The organism is Pseudomonadota bacterium, from assembly GCA_016719885.1.
Classification (GTDB): domain Bacteria; phylum Pseudomonadota; class Gammaproteobacteria.
Map to the genome: position 1 here is coordinate 88,854 of JADJYF010000018.1, position 19,745 is coordinate 108,598.

General features: G+C 65.8%; 16 protein-coding genes. 8 read left to right on the top strand and 8 right to left on the bottom strand.

Annotated elements, in window-relative coordinates:
• The first annotated feature begins 29 nt into the window (after nucleotides 1-29).
• Entirely contained in the window at nucleotides 30-1,028 is a 999-nt protein-coding gene (locus IPM80_18375; GenBank protein MBK8960320.1) for a polysaccharide deacetylase, read from the top strand.
• Between the two features lie 15 nt (nucleotides 1,029-1,043).
• Here the strand turns inward: IPM80_18375 and IPM80_18380 are convergent, their stop codons facing one another.
• From IPM80_18380 to IPM80_18410, 7 genes are all read right to left on the bottom strand, one after another.
• Nucleotides 1,044-1,862 (bottom strand): hypothetical protein, encoded by an 819-nt coding sequence (locus IPM80_18380; GenBank protein MBK8960321.1) that lies wholly within the window; start codon nucleotides 1,860-1,862, stop codon nucleotides 1,044-1,046.
• 27 nt (nucleotides 1,863-1,889) lie between these two features.
• A complete protein-coding gene (locus tag IPM80_18385; GenBank protein ID MBK8960322.1) occupies nucleotides 1,890-2,084 on the bottom strand; it encodes a hypothetical protein in 195 nt (64 codons plus the stop codon).
• 100 nt (nucleotides 2,085-2,184) lie between these two features.
• Nucleotides 2,185-3,840 (bottom strand): alkaline phosphatase family protein, encoded by a 1,656-nt coding sequence (locus IPM80_18390; protein MBK8960323.1) that lies wholly within the window; start codon nucleotides 3,838-3,840, stop codon nucleotides 2,185-2,187.
• Nucleotides 3,731-4,135 carry an alkaline phosphatase family protein gene (locus tag IPM80_18395; protein ID MBK8960324.1) on the bottom strand — a complete coding sequence of 135 codons (405 nt, stop codon included), beginning with the start codon at nucleotides 4,133-4,135 and terminating at the stop codon, nucleotides 3,731-3,733. The genes IPM80_18390 and IPM80_18395 overlap by 110 nt, the downstream gene beginning before the upstream one ends.
• The gene (locus IPM80_18400; protein MBK8960325.1) at nucleotides 4,132-6,273 is read right to left on the bottom strand and encodes an alkaline phosphatase family protein; all 2,142 of its coding nucleotides are present in this window, start codon (nucleotides 6,271-6,273) and stop codon (nucleotides 4,132-4,134) included. The genes IPM80_18395 and IPM80_18400 overlap by 4 nt, the downstream gene beginning before the upstream one ends.
• Nucleotides 6,270-6,872: a sulfotransferase family protein gene (locus IPM80_18405; protein MBK8960326.1), complete on the bottom strand. Its 603-nt coding sequence runs from the start codon at nucleotides 6,870-6,872 to the stop codon at nucleotides 6,270-6,272. The genes IPM80_18400 and IPM80_18405 overlap by 4 nt, the downstream gene beginning before the upstream one ends.
• Before the next feature lie 70 nt (nucleotides 6,873-6,942).
• Nucleotides 6,943-9,006, bottom strand: a complete 2,064-nt coding sequence (locus IPM80_18410) for a sulfatase (protein MBK8960327.1) — start codon at nucleotides 9,004-9,006, stop codon at nucleotides 6,943-6,945.
• Between the two features lie 494 nt (nucleotides 9,007-9,500).
• Between IPM80_18410 and IPM80_18415 the strand changes: the two genes are divergently transcribed.
• Nucleotides 9,501-10,682 carry a VanZ family protein gene (locus tag IPM80_18415; protein MBK8960328.1) on the top strand — a complete coding sequence of 394 codons (1,182 nt, stop codon included), beginning with the start codon at nucleotides 9,501-9,503 and terminating at the stop codon, nucleotides 10,680-10,682.
• Between the two features lie 119 nt (nucleotides 10,683-10,801).
• Here the strand turns inward: IPM80_18415 and IPM80_18420 are convergent, their stop codons facing one another.
• The gene (locus tag IPM80_18420; GenBank protein MBK8960329.1) at nucleotides 10,802-11,641 is read right to left on the bottom strand and encodes a VPLPA-CTERM sorting domain-containing protein; all 840 of its coding nucleotides are present in this window, start codon (nucleotides 11,639-11,641) and stop codon (nucleotides 10,802-10,804) included.
• A 116-nt stretch (nucleotides 11,642-11,757) separates the two neighbouring features.
• On the opposite strand from IPM80_18420, the gene IPM80_18425 reads away from it, so the two are divergent.
• The 6 genes from IPM80_18425 to IPM80_18450 all read left to right on the top strand — a co-directional run bounded on the left by IPM80_18425 (nucleotide 11,758) and on the right by IPM80_18450 (nucleotide 19,719).
• Nucleotides 11,758-13,281, top strand: coding sequence for a DUF2231 domain-containing protein (locus IPM80_18425; protein MBK8960330.1), 1,524 nt, complete (start codon nucleotides 11,758-11,760; stop codon nucleotides 13,279-13,281).
• Between the two features lie 171 nt (nucleotides 13,282-13,452).
• Entirely contained in the window at nucleotides 13,453-14,481 is a 1,029-nt protein-coding gene (locus tag IPM80_18430) for an ABC transporter ATP-binding protein (protein ID MBK8960331.1), read from the top strand.
• Between the two features lie 52 nt (nucleotides 14,482-14,533).
• Entirely contained in the window at nucleotides 14,534-15,550 is a 1,017-nt protein-coding gene (locus IPM80_18435) for a phosphotransferase (GenBank protein ID MBK8960332.1), read from the top strand.
• Entirely contained in the window at nucleotides 15,547-18,030 is a 2,484-nt protein-coding gene (locus IPM80_18440; protein MBK8960333.1) for a hypothetical protein, read from the top strand. Before IPM80_18435 ends, IPM80_18440 begins: the two co-directional genes overlap by 4 nt.
• Nucleotides 18,030-19,265 (top strand): glycosyltransferase family 9 protein, encoded by a 1,236-nt coding sequence (locus IPM80_18445; protein MBK8960334.1) that lies wholly within the window; start codon nucleotides 18,030-18,032, stop codon nucleotides 19,263-19,265. The genes IPM80_18440 and IPM80_18445 overlap by 1 nt, the downstream gene beginning before the upstream one ends.
• Nucleotides 19,266-19,272: 7 nt before the next feature.
• Nucleotides 19,273-19,719: a GtrA family protein gene (locus tag IPM80_18450; GenBank protein MBK8960335.1), complete on the top strand. Its 447-nt coding sequence runs from the start codon at nucleotides 19,273-19,275 to the stop codon at nucleotides 19,717-19,719.
• Nucleotides 19,720-19,745 lie beyond the last annotated feature (26 nt).

Sequence of the window (19,745 nt, forward strand, 5' to 3'; positions counted from 1 at the left end):
GACCGCGCCGGCGCGGCACGGTTCGCTGCATGGTAGCGGGGTCGGGCGCCGCACGAGCCGTGGCATCTTGTCGCGGGCCGCGTGCCCGCGATGATTGCGTATATTCTGCATGGTCTGAATACCCAGGGGAGAACACCGTGTCCGACCATCGCCTGTCCTGCTGTATCACCTTCGACTTCGATGCCATGTCCTCGTGGATAGGATCGCTGAAATCGAATAATCCCAGCACCATTTCACGCGGTCAGTTCGGCGCCGTCGCCATTCCGCGCTTGCTGGCCCTGTTGAAGGCGCGCGACATCCGCGCGAGCTTCGCGGTGCCTGGCCATACCGCCTACGCCTACCCGCGCCTGGTGCAGGCCATCGTCGAGCACGGTCATGAAATCGTGCATCACGGTTGGGTGCACGAGAATCCGGCTGACTTCGACGAGGCCGGCGAGCGCAACGTGCTCGAGCAAGGCCTCACGGCCTTGCAGCGGGTGGCCGGCGTCACGCCTCGCGGTTACCGCTCGCCGGCCTGGGATCTCAGCACGCGCACGGTCGACCTGCTGCTCGAATACGGCTTCGAATACGAGTCGAGCTGCATGGGCCATGATTTCTTCCCCTACTACCTGCGCAGCGGCGATCGCTGGTCGCTGGATGGCCCTTATCATTTCGGCGCCACCACTTCGCTCATCGAAATGCCGGTGACCTGGAGCCTCGACGACTTTCCGCCCGCGGAATTCGTGCTCGGCATGAACACCGGCCTGCAGGCGCCGTCGCAGATGGAGGAAAACTGGCGCGCCGATTTCGACTACGCCCATCGCGACTGCCAGGGCGGCGTGTTCATCCTCACGCTCCATCCCCAGACCATCGCGCGCGGTCGCTATTTCCTGCTGCTCGAACGTCTGCTCGATTACTACGCCGGTCACGACGGCGTGGTGTTCGAATCGATGGGCGATTACGTGACGCGCTGGAAGCGGGCCAATCCGCTCGAAGCATGGAAGGCGGCCAACGCCGATCTGACCGGCGCCCATGCCATCACCCCGTGAGCGCCCGCTGGCGCGCTAGAACGTGACGCCGAAGCGGCCGCGCAGCGCGAAGCCCAGCACCATGGTGAGCGCGAACAGGCCCCAGCTCGCGCTCGACAGCCCGCCCCACGCCGCGCCGGCGCGGGGATAGGCGAGTTCGACGCTGCGCACCGCCTGCTGCGCGTCCAGCGGCGGCGCCTGCGGCGCCAGCAGCACCTCCGGCGCGTTGGCGCGAAACATGAGCGGCGCGATCAGCGTGCCGCGGGTCTCCACCTGCACCGGCACCTCGACCTTGTTGGTACCGCTGCGCACGGTCAGGCGATGCTCGCCCGGCGCCAGCGCGCGCAGTAACCAGCGGACTTCGCCGCGCGCCGGCATGCGCAACGCCGCGGTTTCGGCGCGCAGGCCCGACGGCAGTTCGAGTTCGAGCTCGGCGTTGGCGCCGAGCTTGTCCAGCCCCACCACCAGCATCACGCTTTCACCGGCCGCCAGTGGCCGATGGGCGAAGCGCGCCTCGACCTGCGCCAGCACCATCACCATCGGCAGCAGCATGACCAGCAAGGGCGGCACGGCCAAGGCCAGGTAGCGCAGGCTGAGCAGGAACACGCGGCCCTGGGCGCGGGCCACCACCGCGAGATCGTCACGGAACAGGCGCATCTCCAGCAGGTAGGCCTGGATGAGGCGCTGCACGCGCCGGATGCCGGCCTGGCTGGACGCGTAACGGAACACCAGCAATGCCAACGCCGTCACCGGCAGCGCCAGCACCAGCATCTGCCACGGCCAGGCGAGGCCGCGCACCGGCGTCAGCAGCAGCGCGACCAGCCAGCTGGCGGCGTCATTGAGCGTGCTCCACATGCGCGGCGTGTGCGGACCGGATGCGGCTCAGCGCAGGTAGCCGAGGCCGCGCAGCTTGGCCTGGATATCTTCGTTGGAATCCGCCGATTCGATGGCGGCAATGGCCTGCTCCAGCACGTGCACCGCGAACTCGTCGGCCGAGGTGTAGCCCGCCACTTCAGCATAGAGCTTGAGCTTGTCCCACAGACCTTCGTCGACCTTGATTTTCTTGTGACCGAACACGCTGCCACCTGTTTGTTGACTGATATGAAACGCGGGCGCACCGCACCTGTGCGGCGAGCCTAGCACCCCCTCGACGCGCGCGCCAAACCGCCGCCATGCTTCAGAACACCGAGTGTCCCTGCATGGCGGCCGGCACCTCGACGCCGAAATATTCGAGCAGGCTGACCGGCAGATCGCGGAGATCCGCGTCCTCGCGACGCAGCGGCCGATTGGTGATGAGCGTGCCGGGCACCGCCGCAGGATCCATGCAGTGATCGCCACTCCATTCGTCGAGATTGTCTTCGAGCAGCGTGGCGCCGAGTTTGCCGCTGGTGGTGTCCCACGACGCGCGATAGCCGCGTGCGTAGCCGACGATGATGTCGGGCGCGTCGTCGACATGCGGCCCGTGGTAGACGTCCTCGCGCAGCACCGGCGCACTGACCACGCGCGGCCCGCCTTCGCCGTCGGTCCAGGTTTTCAGCTGTTCGACCAGCTCGCGCGCCAGTGCTTCGCGCTCAGCGGCGGCGACGATGCCGTCGCGCTCCCGTCCGGCCACGTTGATGTACAGCGAATTGAGACCGATGGCGTAGGCGCGCGTCGCCGACCAATCGATGCCTTTCAGCCACGCCACGTCCTCGCGCGCCGTGCCGGCCAGGCGCTTGAGATAGCCATGCTGCTCTAGCCAGGTGTTCAAATGCGCCTGGCGGGTGAACGGCGCGAAACCGTGATCGGACATGATCATGAACAAGGTGTCATCGTCGATGGCATCCAGCACCTTGCCGATCATGCGATCGATCTCGACATAGGTGTCCTGCATCGCGGCCAGCAGGTCCGGCGGCGTGTCGGCATCGTGATTGACGTGCGTGGCATCCGCTTCGCGATACAGCATGTGATGACGTTGATCGACGCTGCCGACATAGAAGAACAGCAGGCGCCGCCCCTCGCCATCACGAAACTGCCGCAGCTGGTAATCGAGCAGGCGGCGACGTTCCTCGAGCACCAGTTCCGACTGCTGCACGAACTCGCGCGGTGTCAGCACGTGGTTCTGCAGGGCTTTGCTGTTCTCGGGCATTTCCTGGGTGTAGAACGGCCCGACCGCGGCCGCCACGGTTTGCGCATAGTCGTCGGGCGTGGCGATGATCTGCGCCGGATTGCGCGGGTCGATGTTGACCGGCGAGGCGAACAGGGCGAAGTCGGGCGCGCTGGCCTTGAGATAGAAGCGCACCATGCCCGGCACCTTGACCATGCCCGGCACCAGCGAAAACTCCACCGGCACCCAATCGCTCCACTGACCGACCGCCAGCATCACCTCGTGCCCGCCGATGCTGACCATCGCCACCGGGTGCTCGGCGTCGACGTAGACTTCGAAATCGATGCTGCTGAATGGCGCATCGGCGCGAAAGGCGTTGGGCGGCCCCTCGAGACGCGCCTTCACCACGCCGTTGCGGACGGCGACGCGACGTATGAGCCCGCCCGACACTTCCCGCGAGCGGGTGTCGGCGGCGCTGGTGTAATAGGCGAAGGTGCCGGGCGTGCCACGCAGGTCGGGCGTGCCCATGCCCGAGATGGCGCGACCGCCGCTTTCCACCGGCGGGTAGTTGGCCGGGATCTGGAACAGCGTGGTGGCGACGCCGGCCTTTTCCAACACCTGCCAGAACGCCGTGCCGTCACGCAGCAGCAGCGGTTGCTCGGCCGCCAGCGGCAGGCGCCAATCGCCGAGCGCCAACGGCGCGCGCGTGGCCGGCGCGACGCGCGACGACGACAGGTAGGGCAGCATGGTTGCGCGATCCATGCCGAGGAAAGTCGAACAGACCGTGGCCGCCCGGATCCATGCCGGTGATGAAGTTCGACCACGCGACCGGGCTTTGCGGAGGATTGGCGGTGCCGAGCGGCATGAAGCCCCCGTTGTCCATCACGCGCTTGATGTTGGGCAGCAGGTCGCGCGCCACCAGTTCGCGCGTCATGGCTGGGTCGAGACCGTCGACGCCCAGCACCACCGCGCGACGCGGCGTTTCGGCCTGCGCTACGCCACACAGCGCCGCCAGCACGGCGGCCAGCCACGCCCGCTTCATGACGGGCTCGCGGCCAGCGGCTCGTTGTTGACCTCGAGACGGACACCGTTCATGTAGGCGGGCTGCGCGACACCGAACAAATCGAGCAGGGTCGGCGCGAGATCCATGATGCCCGGATCGGCCGCCTCGACCCGCCAGTTGCAGAACAGCACGCCCGGCACCAGGCGCGGGTCGATGCAATGATCGCCGCTCCAGGCCTTGGTGTTGTCCTTGAACACGCGGTCCGAGACCTTGCCGACCGCGCTGTCCCATGATGCGCGGTAACCGGCGTTGTAACCGACCACCAGATCCGCGCCGTTGTCGCGGTAAGGGCCACCGCTGTTGATGCGATCGCGATCGAACACGGTGTTGATGGCGGTGCTGCCGGTGTCGCTGTCGACCAAGCCGGACAACTGCTCGATCAATTGGCGCTTCAGCGCTTCGCTTTCCTCGCCCGCGGCGACGATGCCCTGGGATTCACGACCGCGCTGATTGATGTAGATGCCGCTCAAGCCGAAGGCATAGGCCTTGGTGCGCGTCCAGTCGATGCCGTCGAACCAGTCACCGCTGTCGACCCCTTCCTTCAAGAACAGCAGACCGTTCTCCTTGAGCCAGGTATTGAGATTGACGCCACGACGAAACGACTGGAAGCCGTGATCGGAGATTACCATCAGCATTTCATCGGCGCCCATGCGCTTGCGCACGCGCCCCACCAGTTCGTCGACGCGCACGTACATGTCGCGGATGGTGTCGCGGTAGCGCGCGATGTCCTTGCCGCGATTGGCCGGGTGATCGGCATCGAGATAGCGGAAGAACATGTGCTGCAGGCGGTCCGTGCCGTCGAACACGCAGGCCACCACGCCGCTGCGCGTGGTGTCGAGCGCATTTTCGAACATGCGTTCGCGCTCCTGGTGATGATCTAGCGTCTGTTGCAGGAAGGCGTCCTCGTCGATCACTTCCTCGTTCAAGGCCCAGGTGTCCTCGGCAAGGCCGAGAGTGGAGAATTCACCGAGCAGCTTGGCCAGGTAGACCGAGTAATAGGCCGGCCACGAGATCGGCAGGGCCGGATGCTCGGGGTCGATATTGATGGGTGTGACGTAGAGCCCGAAGTGCGATTCGATATGCGTCATATAGAAGCGCGCGATGCCATACACGCGCACGCCGAAGCCGGCCTTGAACACCAGCCGCACCCATGGCGAATACTCGCGCTCCACCAGGCGCAGGCGCTGACCGCCGATCTCGAGCAGGCAGGCGCGCTCGGCCGGCAACAGCTTGACCGTGAACGGCACGCTCATCGGCGCCGCGCCGCTGCGCAGCGGGTTGGCGGGGCCGAGGATCTCGGTATGAATCACGCCGTCGGCGTCGGGCGCCACCAGGTGGCGTTCACCACCGGTGGTCTCGGGCGCGGTGCTGCCGCCCGCCACTTCGTCGCGCGACGTCGTGTAGTAGGTGAACGAGCCCTGGCTGCCGCGTAGATCGGGCACGCACATCGCCGACAGCAGCATGCCGGCGAATTTCTCGGGCGGAAACGTCAGCGGCACGCGCAGGATGTTGCACAGCACGCCGTGCTCGCCGAGGATGGTCCAGAACGCGCGGCTCTTGCGCAGCCCGCGCAACAGGGGCCGGCCGAGCGGAATCACCCAATCGCCGACGCGCACGGTGCGGGTCGGCGCGCCGATCTCGGAACTCGACAGGCGCGGCTGGTAGGTGCGCAGGTCGCGGTTCAGGAAATCGAACACGTTGTGACGGGTCGGATCGACCCCGGTCATGAACGACGACCACGCCACCGGCGAGATGGCGGGATAGGTGGTGCGCAGACGATTGAACGTGCCTTCGGCGGCGAGCGCCGAGAAATTCGGCAAGGCGCCTTCCGCCATCCATTGCTCGCACAGCGCCGGGTCGAGACCGTCGAGGCCGAGCACCACCACGCGCTTGACGCGCGCGCGGCGCTGGCTGCGACGGCGGCGAATGGCGCGCAACAGCGCGCGCAAGGGCCACAACAGCATGGCCAGCGCGCCCGCCAACAGTGCACTCAGCACTGCCAGCAGCGAGCCGACCAGCGCAAAGCCCGCGCCCGGCCCGACATAGGCCTCGGCGGCCGGCGCCAGCGCGCAGGCAGCGATCAGGATCGGCAACGGCTTCGAGTGTGCGCGGCTCATGACTTCACCGTCGCATCGAGATCGGCACGGTTGCGATACAGCGACGCATCCACCGCCGCCGCCATGCGCGCCACGTCGAGCCCGCCGCCGACGAACGCGGCGATCGTGCCGGCCACCGCCAAAGGTTGCGCAACCGCGTCGGCATATCTCACTTCCAGTAGCCGACAGTTGCGCTGGCGTCGCGCCCACACCCGCACCGCGACCAGATGTTTGCGATACAGCTCGGCGGTGGCGACGTCATCTACCGGATTTTCCTGGTGGCGGTTTTTCAACATGCGATTTTGTGACGCAATGACCTCGGGCAGCGCGCGCTCGATGAGCACGATACGGTAGTCGTTGTCGGCAGGCAGGTATTTGAGCAGGTGCGAAATGATCTTGACCGCCTTGCCACGCGCGGCGCGCAGCCAGGCACGGTCCTGCTCCTCGGCCAGCGCCGCCACCCGCTCCATTTCGAAATAACCGCGCGGGTTGTCGTCGTCGGCGCCGCGCGCGCCATCGCTCATCGCGGTCATGCCGCCGGCGGACAGCATGTTCATCAACATCGAGGTGCCGGAGCGCGGCAGGCCGGACACCACCACCACCGGCGCACCGCGCCACATTCGCCGCAGCGCGTCGCTCAACACGCGCATGGCGGCGCCCCGCGTCGCTCGGCGCGCGCGCCCACGCTGGTCACTTGATATACCCCAGGCCACGCAGGCGATTCATGGTCGCCGAATCGAACTCGGCCGATTCACCGCTCGCAATTCCGAGCGCGTCGCGCATGCGCAGCGCATCGGCTTCATGCTTCTCCAGCAGCTTGCGGGCGGCCGTCGCCAGTTCGGCACCGGTGGCGAGGCGCGACTCGGTCTCACCGGGATCGTGGCGCAGGTCATACAGCTGCGCGCGCGAGGTGACGAGGGAATGCACGAACTTCTGTTCGTCGCGGGTGACGGCCTGTTGGCGATCGATTGCCAGTTGCGTTTCGCTGTACACCGGCTCGCCGGCGTCGCTCGGCGCCTCGCCGCGCATCAGCGGCAGCAGCGACGAGCCGGACATTTCCCTGGCATCGAAGGCCACATCGGCCGCTTCCAGCAGGGTCGGCGCGAGCCTTTCGGTGGAAACCCGCTCGCTGACGCGCCGCGCACCATGGCCATCGGGAAGCTTGATGATCAGCGGTACGTGCAGCAGCTCGTCATACAGGCTGTGCCCATGGCCCTGGGCGCCGTGGTCCCAGAATTCCTCGCCATGATCGCTGGTGAAGGCGATGAGTGCGCCGTCGTACAGGTCGAGCGCGCGCAGTTGTTCGAGTATGAGACCGATGTTGTCATCCATGCCGCGTACTTCGCCTTCGTAGAGGGCGCGTATCCAGGCCTTATCGACATCGCTGCGCGCAATCAGACCACTCATCACCTGCGGCGGCTGCACGAACTCATAAGCCATGCCATCCGGCGGCTTGCCCGAAACATAATCGTGGCGCGGCTCGTAGGGTGCATGCGGGTCGAAGTAATGCACCCACAAAAAGAAATCGCGGTCGGCATGGGCCGCCAGCCAGGCCTGCACCTCGGCGGTATGCTCTTCGATGGTGCAGGGCCGCTCGGCTCGAAACAAGGCCGGCCACAGGTAACGCATGAGTTGCGGTCCGAGCGCGCGCCCGTAATCGGGAATGTTCATGAACAGGTAGTCGTCGAAGCCTTGCGCGAGATTCGCCTTGGGCCTCAGGTAAGCGTTATCGACGACGGCGGCAGTGTGATATCCGGCCGCGCTGAAACGCTCGGCCACGGTGGTGATGGTGCTCGGCAGACGATCTTCTTCCTGGCGCACGAGATGCACGGCCGGCGACACACCGGTGACCAGGGTGCTCAAGGACGGCAGGGTCCAGGGCGCGACGGTATTGGCCTTGTCGAACACCGCTCCATCGTGGGCCAGACCGTCGATGGCCGGCGTCGGTACCTTGCCGCCGTACACGCCAAGCACATCGGCGCGCAGCGTGTCCGAGGTCAAGAGAATGATGTGCCGAACGGCGTGGGGTGGGCCGTCGCCCGTCCCGACCAAGCGCCCGATCTGCGCGGCAAGACCGATGACCATGGGCGCCAGGAGCGCAATGACGGCAACCGTCACGCTCGCACGCCAGCCGCGCTGGACCGCGCCGGGCCACACGACAAGGAACAATACCGCGGCGACCGCGGCGGCGAAGGCTGCGCAACTCAGCAAGCCCGCCGGCGAGGAGAAGACTTCGATGCGGTACAACTGCGACCACAGGAACAGCAGCATCGCGAACAGCATGACCGGCAAGGCTGAGAGCAGCGCTGCGCACAGCGCCATCGCGCGCGAGCCTGGCGCCATGGCGATGCTGGCGAAATAGCCGCCCACGCCCGCCGCCACGCCGCCGCCCGCATACAAGCCCAGCAGGAACAATGCGTCGGCGGACAACTCACGCAGCGAAAATTCGCCGATACGGGCCGCGATGAAGGTCGTCGCCAAGGCGCTCGCCACCGCGAAAACAAGCGCGGAAGGCGCCAACTGCCAGCGACGCGTCGCCCAATGTCCGCCCGTCCACCATAGCGCGAGGAAAACGCTAGCCACGAGGCCAGCGGTTGCCATGGTCGCAGGAAAGATCAGTTGAAGATCGTCGAAGCTCGACGCTCGACGCAGGATCGCGAGAGCGACGTCCAGCGCGCCACAGATCAATCCGAGCACGGCAGCGGTGCGGACAATGTTCGGCCGCGTCGGCTGCGCCGGGTTGCTCGTCGTCATGGTCACTTTTCGATGTTGTCCCGGCAGCGTTCCGACGGCCCGCAAGTTCGGACATCGCCTTCCTCAGCGGTGCCGCCCGCGGTCACTTGGACGGTGCGGCGACGCGACGGTCATTGCGAGTGAAAACGCGGTTTCCTAGATTCTAATCGACCGCACGTCCGCTGCGCAGTGCCCTCGTCCGGCGCGCCTCGCGCGCGGAGGCTGCGTGCAGAGCAGGCCCAACCGCCTCGAGATCCTCGCCCATGAAAAACATCTTGTCGTGCGCCATGTGTTCGGCATGGACGCCGAAGGACACTGTCACAAACCACGACCGGCTGTAAACAAAAACCCGCCGGGAATGCGCAACGAGCCCGCTACCTGGAGGACCGCGCGGCCGACTGCGCCGGCAGCGCGATGGCATCGAGTTCGATCAAGGACTGCGCGTGGCGAGACGCCGGACGCGCTGGTCGGTGATACTTGCGCTGCCATGACTGCCCAGCCGTCCTCATCCGCCCGTGCCTGAAGCTTTCCGTCGCGGCACGGTGGAGTGGGCGCTGCTCGCCTACGTGGTGGTGGTCGAGCTCTTGCTGACGCTGTCGCCGTTCCGATTTCACTGGCCCGCACAGTCGCTTCCGTCGTTGTGGAGCGACGCCCAAGACGCGCCCGCCAACCTGCTGCTGTTCCTGCCGGTGGGTTATTTCCTGCGGCTCGCACTGCGCCGCTCGCATCGCCATCCGGTGGCCGCGGCCATCGCCTTCGGAGCGCTGCTGAGCCTCTGTATCGAGACTTTGCAGCTATTCCTGCCCGACCGGCTGGCGTCGTTGTTCGACGTCTTGAGCAATGCGGCGGGCGCGGGCGCCGGTGCCCTGCTGTGTGATGCGATGCGCCGACGCTTCGAGCGACGCTTACCCGCGGTCCTGACCCTCGACCACCCGCTACTCAACCTGGTCTACCTCGTGGTGCCGCTGATGTGGCTGACAGGAGTCGGCGTGGGAGCGAAGCCCGCCCGCCTGTGGCTGCTTCTACCGCTGGGCGCGATTGGCAGCGTGGTCATCTGCGGCCTGTGGCGGTACCGCTTCGCGGCCGCGGCGGCCATTCCACGACCGGCGCTCGCGCTGGCGATTCTGGGCTGGTTCCTGTTCGGCGCCGTGACCGGCCTCGCTCACGACGTGCTGGTGGTGTTCAACAGCGGCTTGGTCGTTGTGGTGCTGACCCTGCTGCTGCTCTACGCGCGCGACCGGAACGTCCCGCCCAATCGGCGCTTCGAGCACAAGGTGCTGCTTGGGGTGTGGCCTTGCTTCGCCCTCTACCTGGTGATGCTCGTGTGGTGGCCGCTTCCCGCCGCGCTCCTACCCTTCAACTACGCCATCGGCTATCCGGAGCTGGTGTTCAACCGCGACGCAACCCTGCGCATCGCCGAGCAGCTCGGCGCGCTGACGGTGTTCGGCTACCTGCTGGCGGAATCGCGCGGCCGCAGCCTACAGCCAGTACACCGGCTGCGCTGGGAAAACATGCTGTGGGGCGGGCTTGTCGCCCTCGCCCTGGAGATTGGCCATGGCTTGCAGGCCGACGACCGCGCCAGCCTGTGGCGGTGGGCGCTGGGCAGCCTCGGTGCGGGTTTCGGTATCACCCTGTACGCAGCGCAACTGAACCTGATGCAGTTGTTGCGCGGGAACGGGGCCCGCTCCGGCGATTGAGGCGCGATACGGCGCGGAACCTCGCAGCCGCTCTCCATACGCGCTCGCGTCACGAGCCCCCAAAACGACATCGCCGCCCAGAGGGCGGCGATGGTTCCGATCAGAGCGGACCGGGCCTGTCAGACGCGGCGACGGCGCGCCAGCATCAGCAAGGAAGCACCCAACAGCCAACCCGCCGGCGGCAGCGGCACAGCGGCCGGGCTGCTGGTGTTGACCGTGGTGTTGGCATTGAACTCCAGGTGGCCCTGGTCGCCGCTGTTGAAGAACAACGCCACGGCGAGGGTGCTGCTGGTGCTGTCGCTGCTTCCGAAGTTCTCGCCCGCGGCGAAGGACGCCAGGATGCTCGCCGTCGCGGTGCCGACCGGGGTGGAGTTGTTGGTCAGGTTCTTGAGCAGAGCGCTGACGCGCGCCGCCGCGCTGGCGGTGTCGCCGTCGATTGAAGAACCACCATCGCCGGCATCGGCGAAGAGGCTGTAGTCAACCTGGAACACGACCACGCCAGAACCGTTGACGGTGAAGTCGAGGCTGCGAATCGCGCTCGAATCGACGTTGACGGTCCAGCCGGCACGGTCGGAGAACACATGCCCGTCGCTCTGGAATGCGCCGGTGGTGACCTCGTCGACGATCACCGGGGTCTGGGCGGTGGTGGTGCCGTTGTAATGCGCGTTGCCGGTTTCGGCGCTCGCGAACACGCCATCATTCCAGTTCGGTGTGACCACCGGCCCGAACGTGACGAGGGGATTGACGCCGTTCGATGCCGCGGTAGCGACCGCGGAATCCGACTGGCTGTCGAAGGTGATGCCGAGGTCGCCGATCAGCGAGATGCTGAAGGTGCCCCAGTCGAAGGTCGAAACGGCGTTGGCCGCCGCGGCATGGGCATTGGTCGAGATGCCGACCGCCGAGCCGAGCACCAGTGCGCCGGCAATCGCCGTGGTCTTGAATGTCTTGAGTGAGAGCATTGTTGTTATCCCTCCCGGGTCTGGATTGGGAAAAATCTACACGGGCCGCCGTTGGTTTACAGTCCGTCGCGGGCGCGGATTGACGGAACTGTGAAGCAGTACCGTAATACGTTCCGGTGAAACATTCAGTAACACTTCGGAACGGCCGCTACAGGCCGGTTACCCCAAATGGTAGCCGAAGATTTGTCCCGCCGCACGCCAATCCGCCAGTAGCGAGGCTCACCGCATCCACGGCACAATCGTCGCCCATCGGCCACCGCGCTACCGAGTTGGGATCCATGAATACTCGCCACGCTTGCCGCAACGAGCGCGGCAGCCTCTCTCCCGCAGTCCTGGGGTGGATCCTGCTGGGTGCGGGCGTCCTCATCAATCGCTGGACGCTAGGCCTGCTGGCGCCTGACGGCCATATCGACGGCGAGTGGCGCAACGCCCAGATCGCCGGCTTCCAGGCACTGCTGATCCTGGCCGGCCTGCTACTGGCCGTGCCCGCCTTGCGGGCTTGGTCCAATCGCAACGGCCGCACCCGGGCACTGGCGGCGGTGGCCGTACCAGCCTTGGCGACGCTGATCATGTACAGCGGTTTCGGCGTCTACCTGTACCTCTCCGGCCATCAACACACCATCGATCTCAGCCGCGTGGGCACTGCCACCCCCGAACAGCTGCAATGGGCGGAAGACATCCGCAAACGGGGCTGGGAAGTGGCCCTGAAAAACGGCTGGTTCGACATCGAGAAAGCCAAGCGGGACGGCTTCGAACTGCAATGGTCGGACACCGAGCACTACGTCAATCGCGAGTACCTGTTCGACGACGAGGTGCTGAACATCGAGAAGCCGGAATTCCTCCTGTACCTCGATTCCCCGCGCGGTAAATTGCTGGTGGGGTACATGTTCTTCACGCGCAAACTCGAGGATCACGGCCCGACGCCGTTCGGTCCCTTGGGCGCATGGCATTTTCATCCCTGGCCCGGGCGCGGCTACTGCGCGATCGACGAGATGCTGGTGGTTTCGCGGCCGGATGAGCAAGGCCACTGCGCGGAAGGCGTGAGGGTCGACCGCAGCGCCGAGATGCTGCACGTCTACCTCATCGAGCACCCGCTGGGCACCTTCGCAGACGCCATGGTGTTCTCCAATGGCAACGCTCGTTTCAGCATCGCCTGGGTGCATCCCATCCTCGTCCACTTCACGATCGCCCTGCTGCTGCTGGCCGTGGTGCTGGATGTCATCGGCTGGCTGGCGCGTCGAGAGTTCCTGCATCGCGTGGCATTCGTCAACCTGGCGGTGGTGGCCGTCATCACGCTGGGCACGATGGCGGCGGGCATGGCCGCGGAAATGAATGTGCAGATGACCGAATCCGACCATGCGACCCTGCACACCCATAAGTATTTCGCGTTTTCGGTGGTGGCGGTGGTGATCGTGCTCGCGCTGTGGCGCAGCGCCCTGGGCGGCAGGTTTCCGCGCCGCGCCGCGCCGCTTTACCTGGTGCTGGCGCTGAGCGCGGCCGGTCTGACCGTAACCACCGCTTATTGGGGCGGCGAACTGGTCTACCGTCACGGTGTATCGGTCGCCGCCATCGACAAGTTCGCGTTCGAGAATTACATGCGCCAGGTTGATCGCGCACTTGGACGCCCGCCGTCACCCTGACATGACCGCAACCGGCGATCAGACCGCCAAGTGCAGCCAATTGTGTCCGGCGGCACTGTTGCGATGCCCTTCACGGGTTGTCGGACGCGAAGCGTGCACTCTACGCAGTCGGTGAACTGAGCGCGTCACTGGCAATGCGCATACCAGAATAACAACCAAGGAGCGCCCGCGGTGGGCCATGCGATCGAAATCGAGCGTCTCGGCAAGACCTACGGCGCGCAGACCAGCATCAGCGACATGCTGCGCGGTCGTCAGCGCCCGGTCGTCCACGCCCTGCAGGATGTCAGCCTCGACATCCTGGAAGGCGAGGTCTATGGCGTGCTGGGGCCGAATGGCTCCGGCAAGACCACGCTGCTCAAGATCCTCAGCACCATCCTGACCCCCACCTCCGGACACGCACGGGTGTTCGGGTTCGACATCACCACCCAGGGGGCCATGGTTCGCGATCTGGTGGCGCTGGTCACGGCCGAGGATCGCAGCTTCTACTGGCGCCTCACCGCGCGGCAGAACCTCGCGTTCTTCGCCACGCTGTACGGCATAGACTCGGTGACCGCCGCACGCAAGATCAACGACCTGCTCAAGCTTTTCGAATTGACCAAGGCCGCCGACAAACGGGTAGGTGAATTCTCCACCGGCATGAAACAGAAACTCGCCATCGCCCGCGGCCTGCTCAGTTCACCGCGGCTGCTGTTTCTGGACGAACCGACACGGGGGCTGGATCCGGCGTCGGCGCACGGACTGCTCAGCATGGTGCAGTCGCGCCTCATCGACTATTTCGACAACACCGTCATCCTCACCACCCACATCATGCGCGAGGTCGAGACCTTGTGTCAGCGCGTCGGCGTATTGCGCTACGGCAAGCTGGTGTACAGCGGTGGATTGACCGAACTCAAACAGTCCCTGCGACCGCACGACCGCTACCTGTTACGCCTCGCCCCGCTCAGCGACGCGACCTGCGCCGCGCTGGCGGCTCTCGATTGCGTCGAGCGTTGCGAGCGGGCCCAGGACAGCGGTGAACAGGATCTCGACCTGTCGTTGTTACGCGACGGCAATGCGCTTGACCGGGTGCTGAAGGTGGTACGCGAACAGCACGCGGTGGTGGTGGACTGCGTCAAGCTCGAGCAGTCGCTCGAGGAGACGTTCCGCTCGCTGTTCGCCGAGGAAGGTCATGACGGCGCCATCACCTCCCCCGTCGCCTGACTGGTCGCCTGGTTCGCACCTGGCGGCGGTACTCGCGGCACTTGAATTGTCGGTGCTGCGCCAGCTCGACAGCAGCGAGGACTTCCTGACCCTGCACTGCGAGCACGCCAGCGGCCAGCAGCGGGTCGTGAAGTATTGCCATAGCGGCCGCGCCGATGCGCTGCGCCGCTTGCGCAATGAAGCGCTCCTGACGCGGAGCCTGAAGGTGCGGCGGCCATTGCGGGTGCTGCGCCACTGTGCCGACGGCCCCGGTTTCCTCGTCACGGAATTCGAACGCGGCGAAGCGCTCGCGCCACGCCATTTGGGCGATGCGGCGCTGATGGCAAAAATCGCGGACGCGCTGGCGGTTTGGCAATCCCTGGGGGATGGCGCGCACGCGCTCGGCATCAGCGAACGCGAGACCACCCGCCATTTCCTGCACAAGGTCATGCTCAAGCATTTGCTCCATTTGTGGCCGACGCACATCGGCCTGGCGCAATGCTGGAGAGCCTGGCGGCTGCTATGCGCGGGGCTTGCCGACATCGAGGCGGCCAGCGTGCTTTGCCATGCGGACCTGATGCCGACCAACATGCTGCGTGATGCCACCAGTGACGACGTGGTCTTCATCGACCTGGAAGGCGTCATAGCCGCCCATCATCCGCTTTACGACGTACTCAGCTTCTTCACCATCGACGCGCGCCCATTGGAGAAGTGGGACTGGCAGAGAGATTTCCTGCACCGCTACCTTGCACAGCCGCCGGCCGCGCAATTGCTCGCGCGGCAATCCGCGGGCTTTGCCCGCGCCTATCGGGCACTGCTCAGCTTCCTGCTGGTGTACCGCTACAACGAAGCGCGCATCAACCTGGGCCATGGGCGATATTTCGACGGTTTGCCCAAGCGCAGGTATGTCCTGACCAAGCTGGTACGCCTGCTCAGCGGCGCCGGCCTGTTGACGGCGTCGGCGCGGGTGGAGGGCGAATTGGCCGTTCGCAAGGCGAATCTGCACCACGCGCTCGACGACCACGCCTTCGGCCGGCACCTGGCGCACATGCTGACAGCGTCGCCGGCAGCGCAAGGGCACGCAGCGTGACCGCACGCGGCGGCCTGGCCCTGGGCTTTGCGTCGCTGACGGCGTTGGTGCTGGGCCTGTTCGGCGTTCAGTTCCTGACCTTGCCAAAGCTGCGCGACCTGGTCGTTGAGCACACCACGCGCGTGCATATCGCAACGGCGCAGGGCTCGGCGCTGGATGTCATCAAGCAGGGTTGGCGCGATGCGCTGGGCGTCCAGGACTTGCTGTTGGTGACGGCGCTGGGCCTGCTGGCGTTGTGGATGCTGAGCAGTGAGATGCGCACGCGTCGCTACTCGAACCTGCTGGCTGCGCTGGATCTGCGCCCGCGCCTCATGCTGGCGCTGGTCGCCCTGCTGGGCGTCGGCGTCACGCGTTACTACATCAACAGCGGCGCCGTGTTCATGGGCGACGCCACCATGCATGTCGAGGTGAGCGCGGCGGTCGCCGAACACCTGCGCCACTGGAGTTTGCCCATCTGGTCCAACTACTGGTACGGCGGCTTCCCCCTGCTCGAGTACTACGCGCCACTGTTCTTCTACCTGAGCGGCGCGCTGAACCTCGTGCTGGGCGATATCCACAGCGCGGTCAAGACCGTGCTGTTCCTTGGTCACTTCGGTTCGATGTTGACCATGTACTGGTTCCTGTCACGCGCGGTCGAACGGCCCTCGCACGCGCTGATCGGCGCGCTGTGCTATGGCCTCGCCTTCCATCACATGCACATCATCCTGTACCGGGGCGATCTGCACATGACGCTCGTCTACCTCATCTATCCCCTGCTGTTCCTGCATGCCGAGGACTATTTCAACGGCGCCATCGATGCGCGTCGCCTGTTCGTACGGATGGCATTGACGAGCTTCTTCCTGATCATCGCCCATCATGCCTACGCGTTTTTCGGGCTGCTGTTTTTCGCACTCTTCGTGCTGGTACGCGGAGCGCTGGCCACGGCCCCCGCCACGGCAGCTTGGCGCCGCCTCGCGCCACCGTATCTAGGACTCGCCGGCGGCGCGCTGATGGCGACCTTCCTGCTCGTGCCGGCGGTCATGGACCAGGCCTGGGTGCGAGGCATGCCGGGCTTGCCCTTCGAGATCCTGGTGCCCACGCCGCCACGGGCAGGGTTCCTGAAGGCCATGCTGAAGTGGCAGATCGTCGGCGACCGCAAGAACATCGGTTACCTGGGCCTGTCGGTGGCCGCGTTCGCGGTGATCGGCGCCTGCCACGCGTGGCGACGCCGAGTACCGACCGCGCTCGGGCTGTTGGCGGCCGGCCTGTATGCGCTGTTCACACTGCGCTCGGGCATGCAGTACAACGTCAAGAACATGAACTTCGTGGTGTTCTACAGCGCCGCGCTGGCGGCTTTCGCGCCGGCCATGCTTGAACGCTGGCGCGCGGCCATTCCTGCGCCCGGCCGCGCGCCACGCGTGACGGTGGCGCTGATGGCGATACTGGCGCTGGATCTCGGACCGTCGACCTTCCAATACATCTATCGCGATCAAATAGACTTCAAGGAGCGCATGTACGCGCGCATACGGACCCTTGATCCGAACTATCGCACCATCGAAAGGCAGTTGATCTTCCGCGACCCCCAAAGTCCGGAGCAGGAAAGCGCCGCGGCTTTCGACCCGCACATGCTCGGCTCGGTGATGCCGCGGGCACCGCTCGCGTCGCCGTTTGGCTGGGTGCACGAGGCGGCCGGGCTGTCGTTCGGCTACCTGGTCGAAATCGGCAAGCAGATGCACCGCGAACTGGCGCAAAACACGCTATCGGGCGCGACTCTCGACGGCCTGTTCATGAGCGGCGTCAAGTACATCACGTTTCGCGATCGCTACCAGTACTTCACGCCGCCCCTGCCGCCGTCGCCCGACTACACGCTCGACGACGGCCTGCTCGAATTGCGCCATGCGCGCCCGCTGATCGCGGCGCCGCGGCTGGTGCGCGCCGACGACATCGCCGGTTACGACCCGTCCAACGAGATCGAAACGCGCCGCTACTACGACGATCAAGCCTTCGCCTACGACAACGACGACTACGCCAAGCTGGTCACGCCCTTGCTCGACGCGATGAGCATCGACCGCCGGCACGGCACCGCCAAAGCCATTCCCGTGCTCGACCGCGAGGCGGCCACGGCAGCACCCGCCGGCGACGCCGCGCTGGACATCGAGATTCTCGACTTCAAGGTCGACATGACTCATGTCGCGCTCCGCTACCGCGCCAACATCGACAGTTTCGGCCAGCTCAGCTTCACCTATTTCCCGTTTCTCGAACTGCGTGTCGACGGGCAGCCGGTCGCATTCTCGCGCTCGGCGTTCAATCTCATCGTGCTGGCGCTGCCCGCCGGTGAGCACCTCGTCACACTCGACGCGCGCGCCTCGCCGCTGCGGCGCAACGCATTCTTGATTACACTCGCAGCCACGCTGCTGGTGCTGCTGACGCCGGCGCGCATGCTTAACGGGCTCGCGGTCGGCGGCGCACGTAAGCCGGGCTTTTCCCGAGGACTTTCCTGATGATGAATCCGGGCGTGATGCGCGCAGTGGATTACTGGGTCGGCGTGCCGGCCTGTTTCCTGTTGACCTGCGTGCGGCGAGCAGCCAGGCGCATCCGCGGCCAGCGGCCGGCAGCGCACGACAAGCCGCGCAATATCGTCGTCATCGAGCTGGTGGAAATGGGCGTGCTGGTGATTGCCTACCCGGCGCTGCGCAAACTCCGGGAGCTTTACCCCGAGGCCCGCATCCATTTCCTGGCATTCAAGCAGATCCGTCCCAGTATCGAGATGCTCGACATCCTCGCGCCCGAGGATATTCTCACCATCGACAACGGCTCGTTATGGACACTGCTGCGCGACACCCTGAAGTTCCTGTGGACCGCACGCCGGCGTCGCATCGACACCGTCATCAACCTCGAAACATTCGTGCGCTACAGCTCGATCATGAGCTTCCTGTCGGGCGCCGTGCGACGCGTCGGCTTCCACCGCTTCAACCAGGAAGGCGTCTACACGGGCGATCTGCTGACCCACGACGTGGCCTACAACTCGCACATCCATAGCGCTCACACCTTCCTCGACCTGGTGTATGCGCTGGGCGAACCGCCCGGCCAGGTTCCACGCGTCAAGCGCTCCTACGCCGACGATGACCTCAGCGTGCCGCAGATAGTCACGGACGAGGCGACCGCCGGCGCGCTGTGGAACAAGCTCGCCACCTACAACCCGGCCCTGGTGCCGGGATCGCGCCTGGTGATCGTCAATCCCAATGCCAGCGAATTGTTCCTGTTGCGCAAGCTGCCGCTCGAGAACTATGCCGAACTGGTGAGGCGGCTGCTGTCCGATCCCGACGTGTTCGTCGCCATCACCGGCGTGGCGCGCGAGAAGCCCGACGCCGACTACATTTGCCGCGCGGTCGGCGACCCGCGCGCCATCGACCTCACCGGCGCGACCGGCCTGATGGAACTGCTGCATCTGTTCAATCTCGCCGAGATGGTCATCACCAACGACTCCGGGCCGGCTCATTTTGCCTGCCTTACGCGCACCCATATCGTGGTGTTCTTCGGGCCCGAACTGCCGGAGCGCTTCAGACCGCTGTCGCCTCGCTGCGATGTCATCTACGCGGGCTACTCCTGCAGTCCCTGTGTCAGTCCCTTCAACCAGCGCTTGACGCCGTGCAACGACAACCTGTGCCTGAAGAGCCTGTCGGTCGAACGCATCTATGGCGTGGTGCGGCGGCGCCTGTACGGCGCGAGCGCTTGAGCGACGCATGAACGGCGAACCAGGGCAGACCGGCTTGCTGGCACGCCTGCCGCTCGCCGCACGTGGCCGCAACCTCGCAGAATTTCTCAAGTTCTGTGCGGTCGGCGGCTCTGGTGTCGGCGTCAACCTCGGCATCTACGCGCTCTTGACTCGCACCATGGACTTTTCACCGGCGCTCGCCTCGCCGCTCGCCATCGAGATCTCGCTGCTCACCAATTTCCTGCTCAACGAGCATTGGACCTTCAGCGCCCGCACCATGCGCTCGGCGCGCCTGGCGCGGCTGGGTACTTACCACGCGGTGTGCCTGGTGGGCGGCGCCATCAACTACGGTGTGCTGCTGTTGCTGGTCAGGTACGGCTGGTGGGATATCTACGCCAATCTCGCCGGCATCGCGCTCGGCACCGGCGCCAAGTTCCTGGCCAGCGCCCGTTGGACCTGGCGCGAACATCCGTGACCCGTCGGTCGCTGACCACGGTGGGC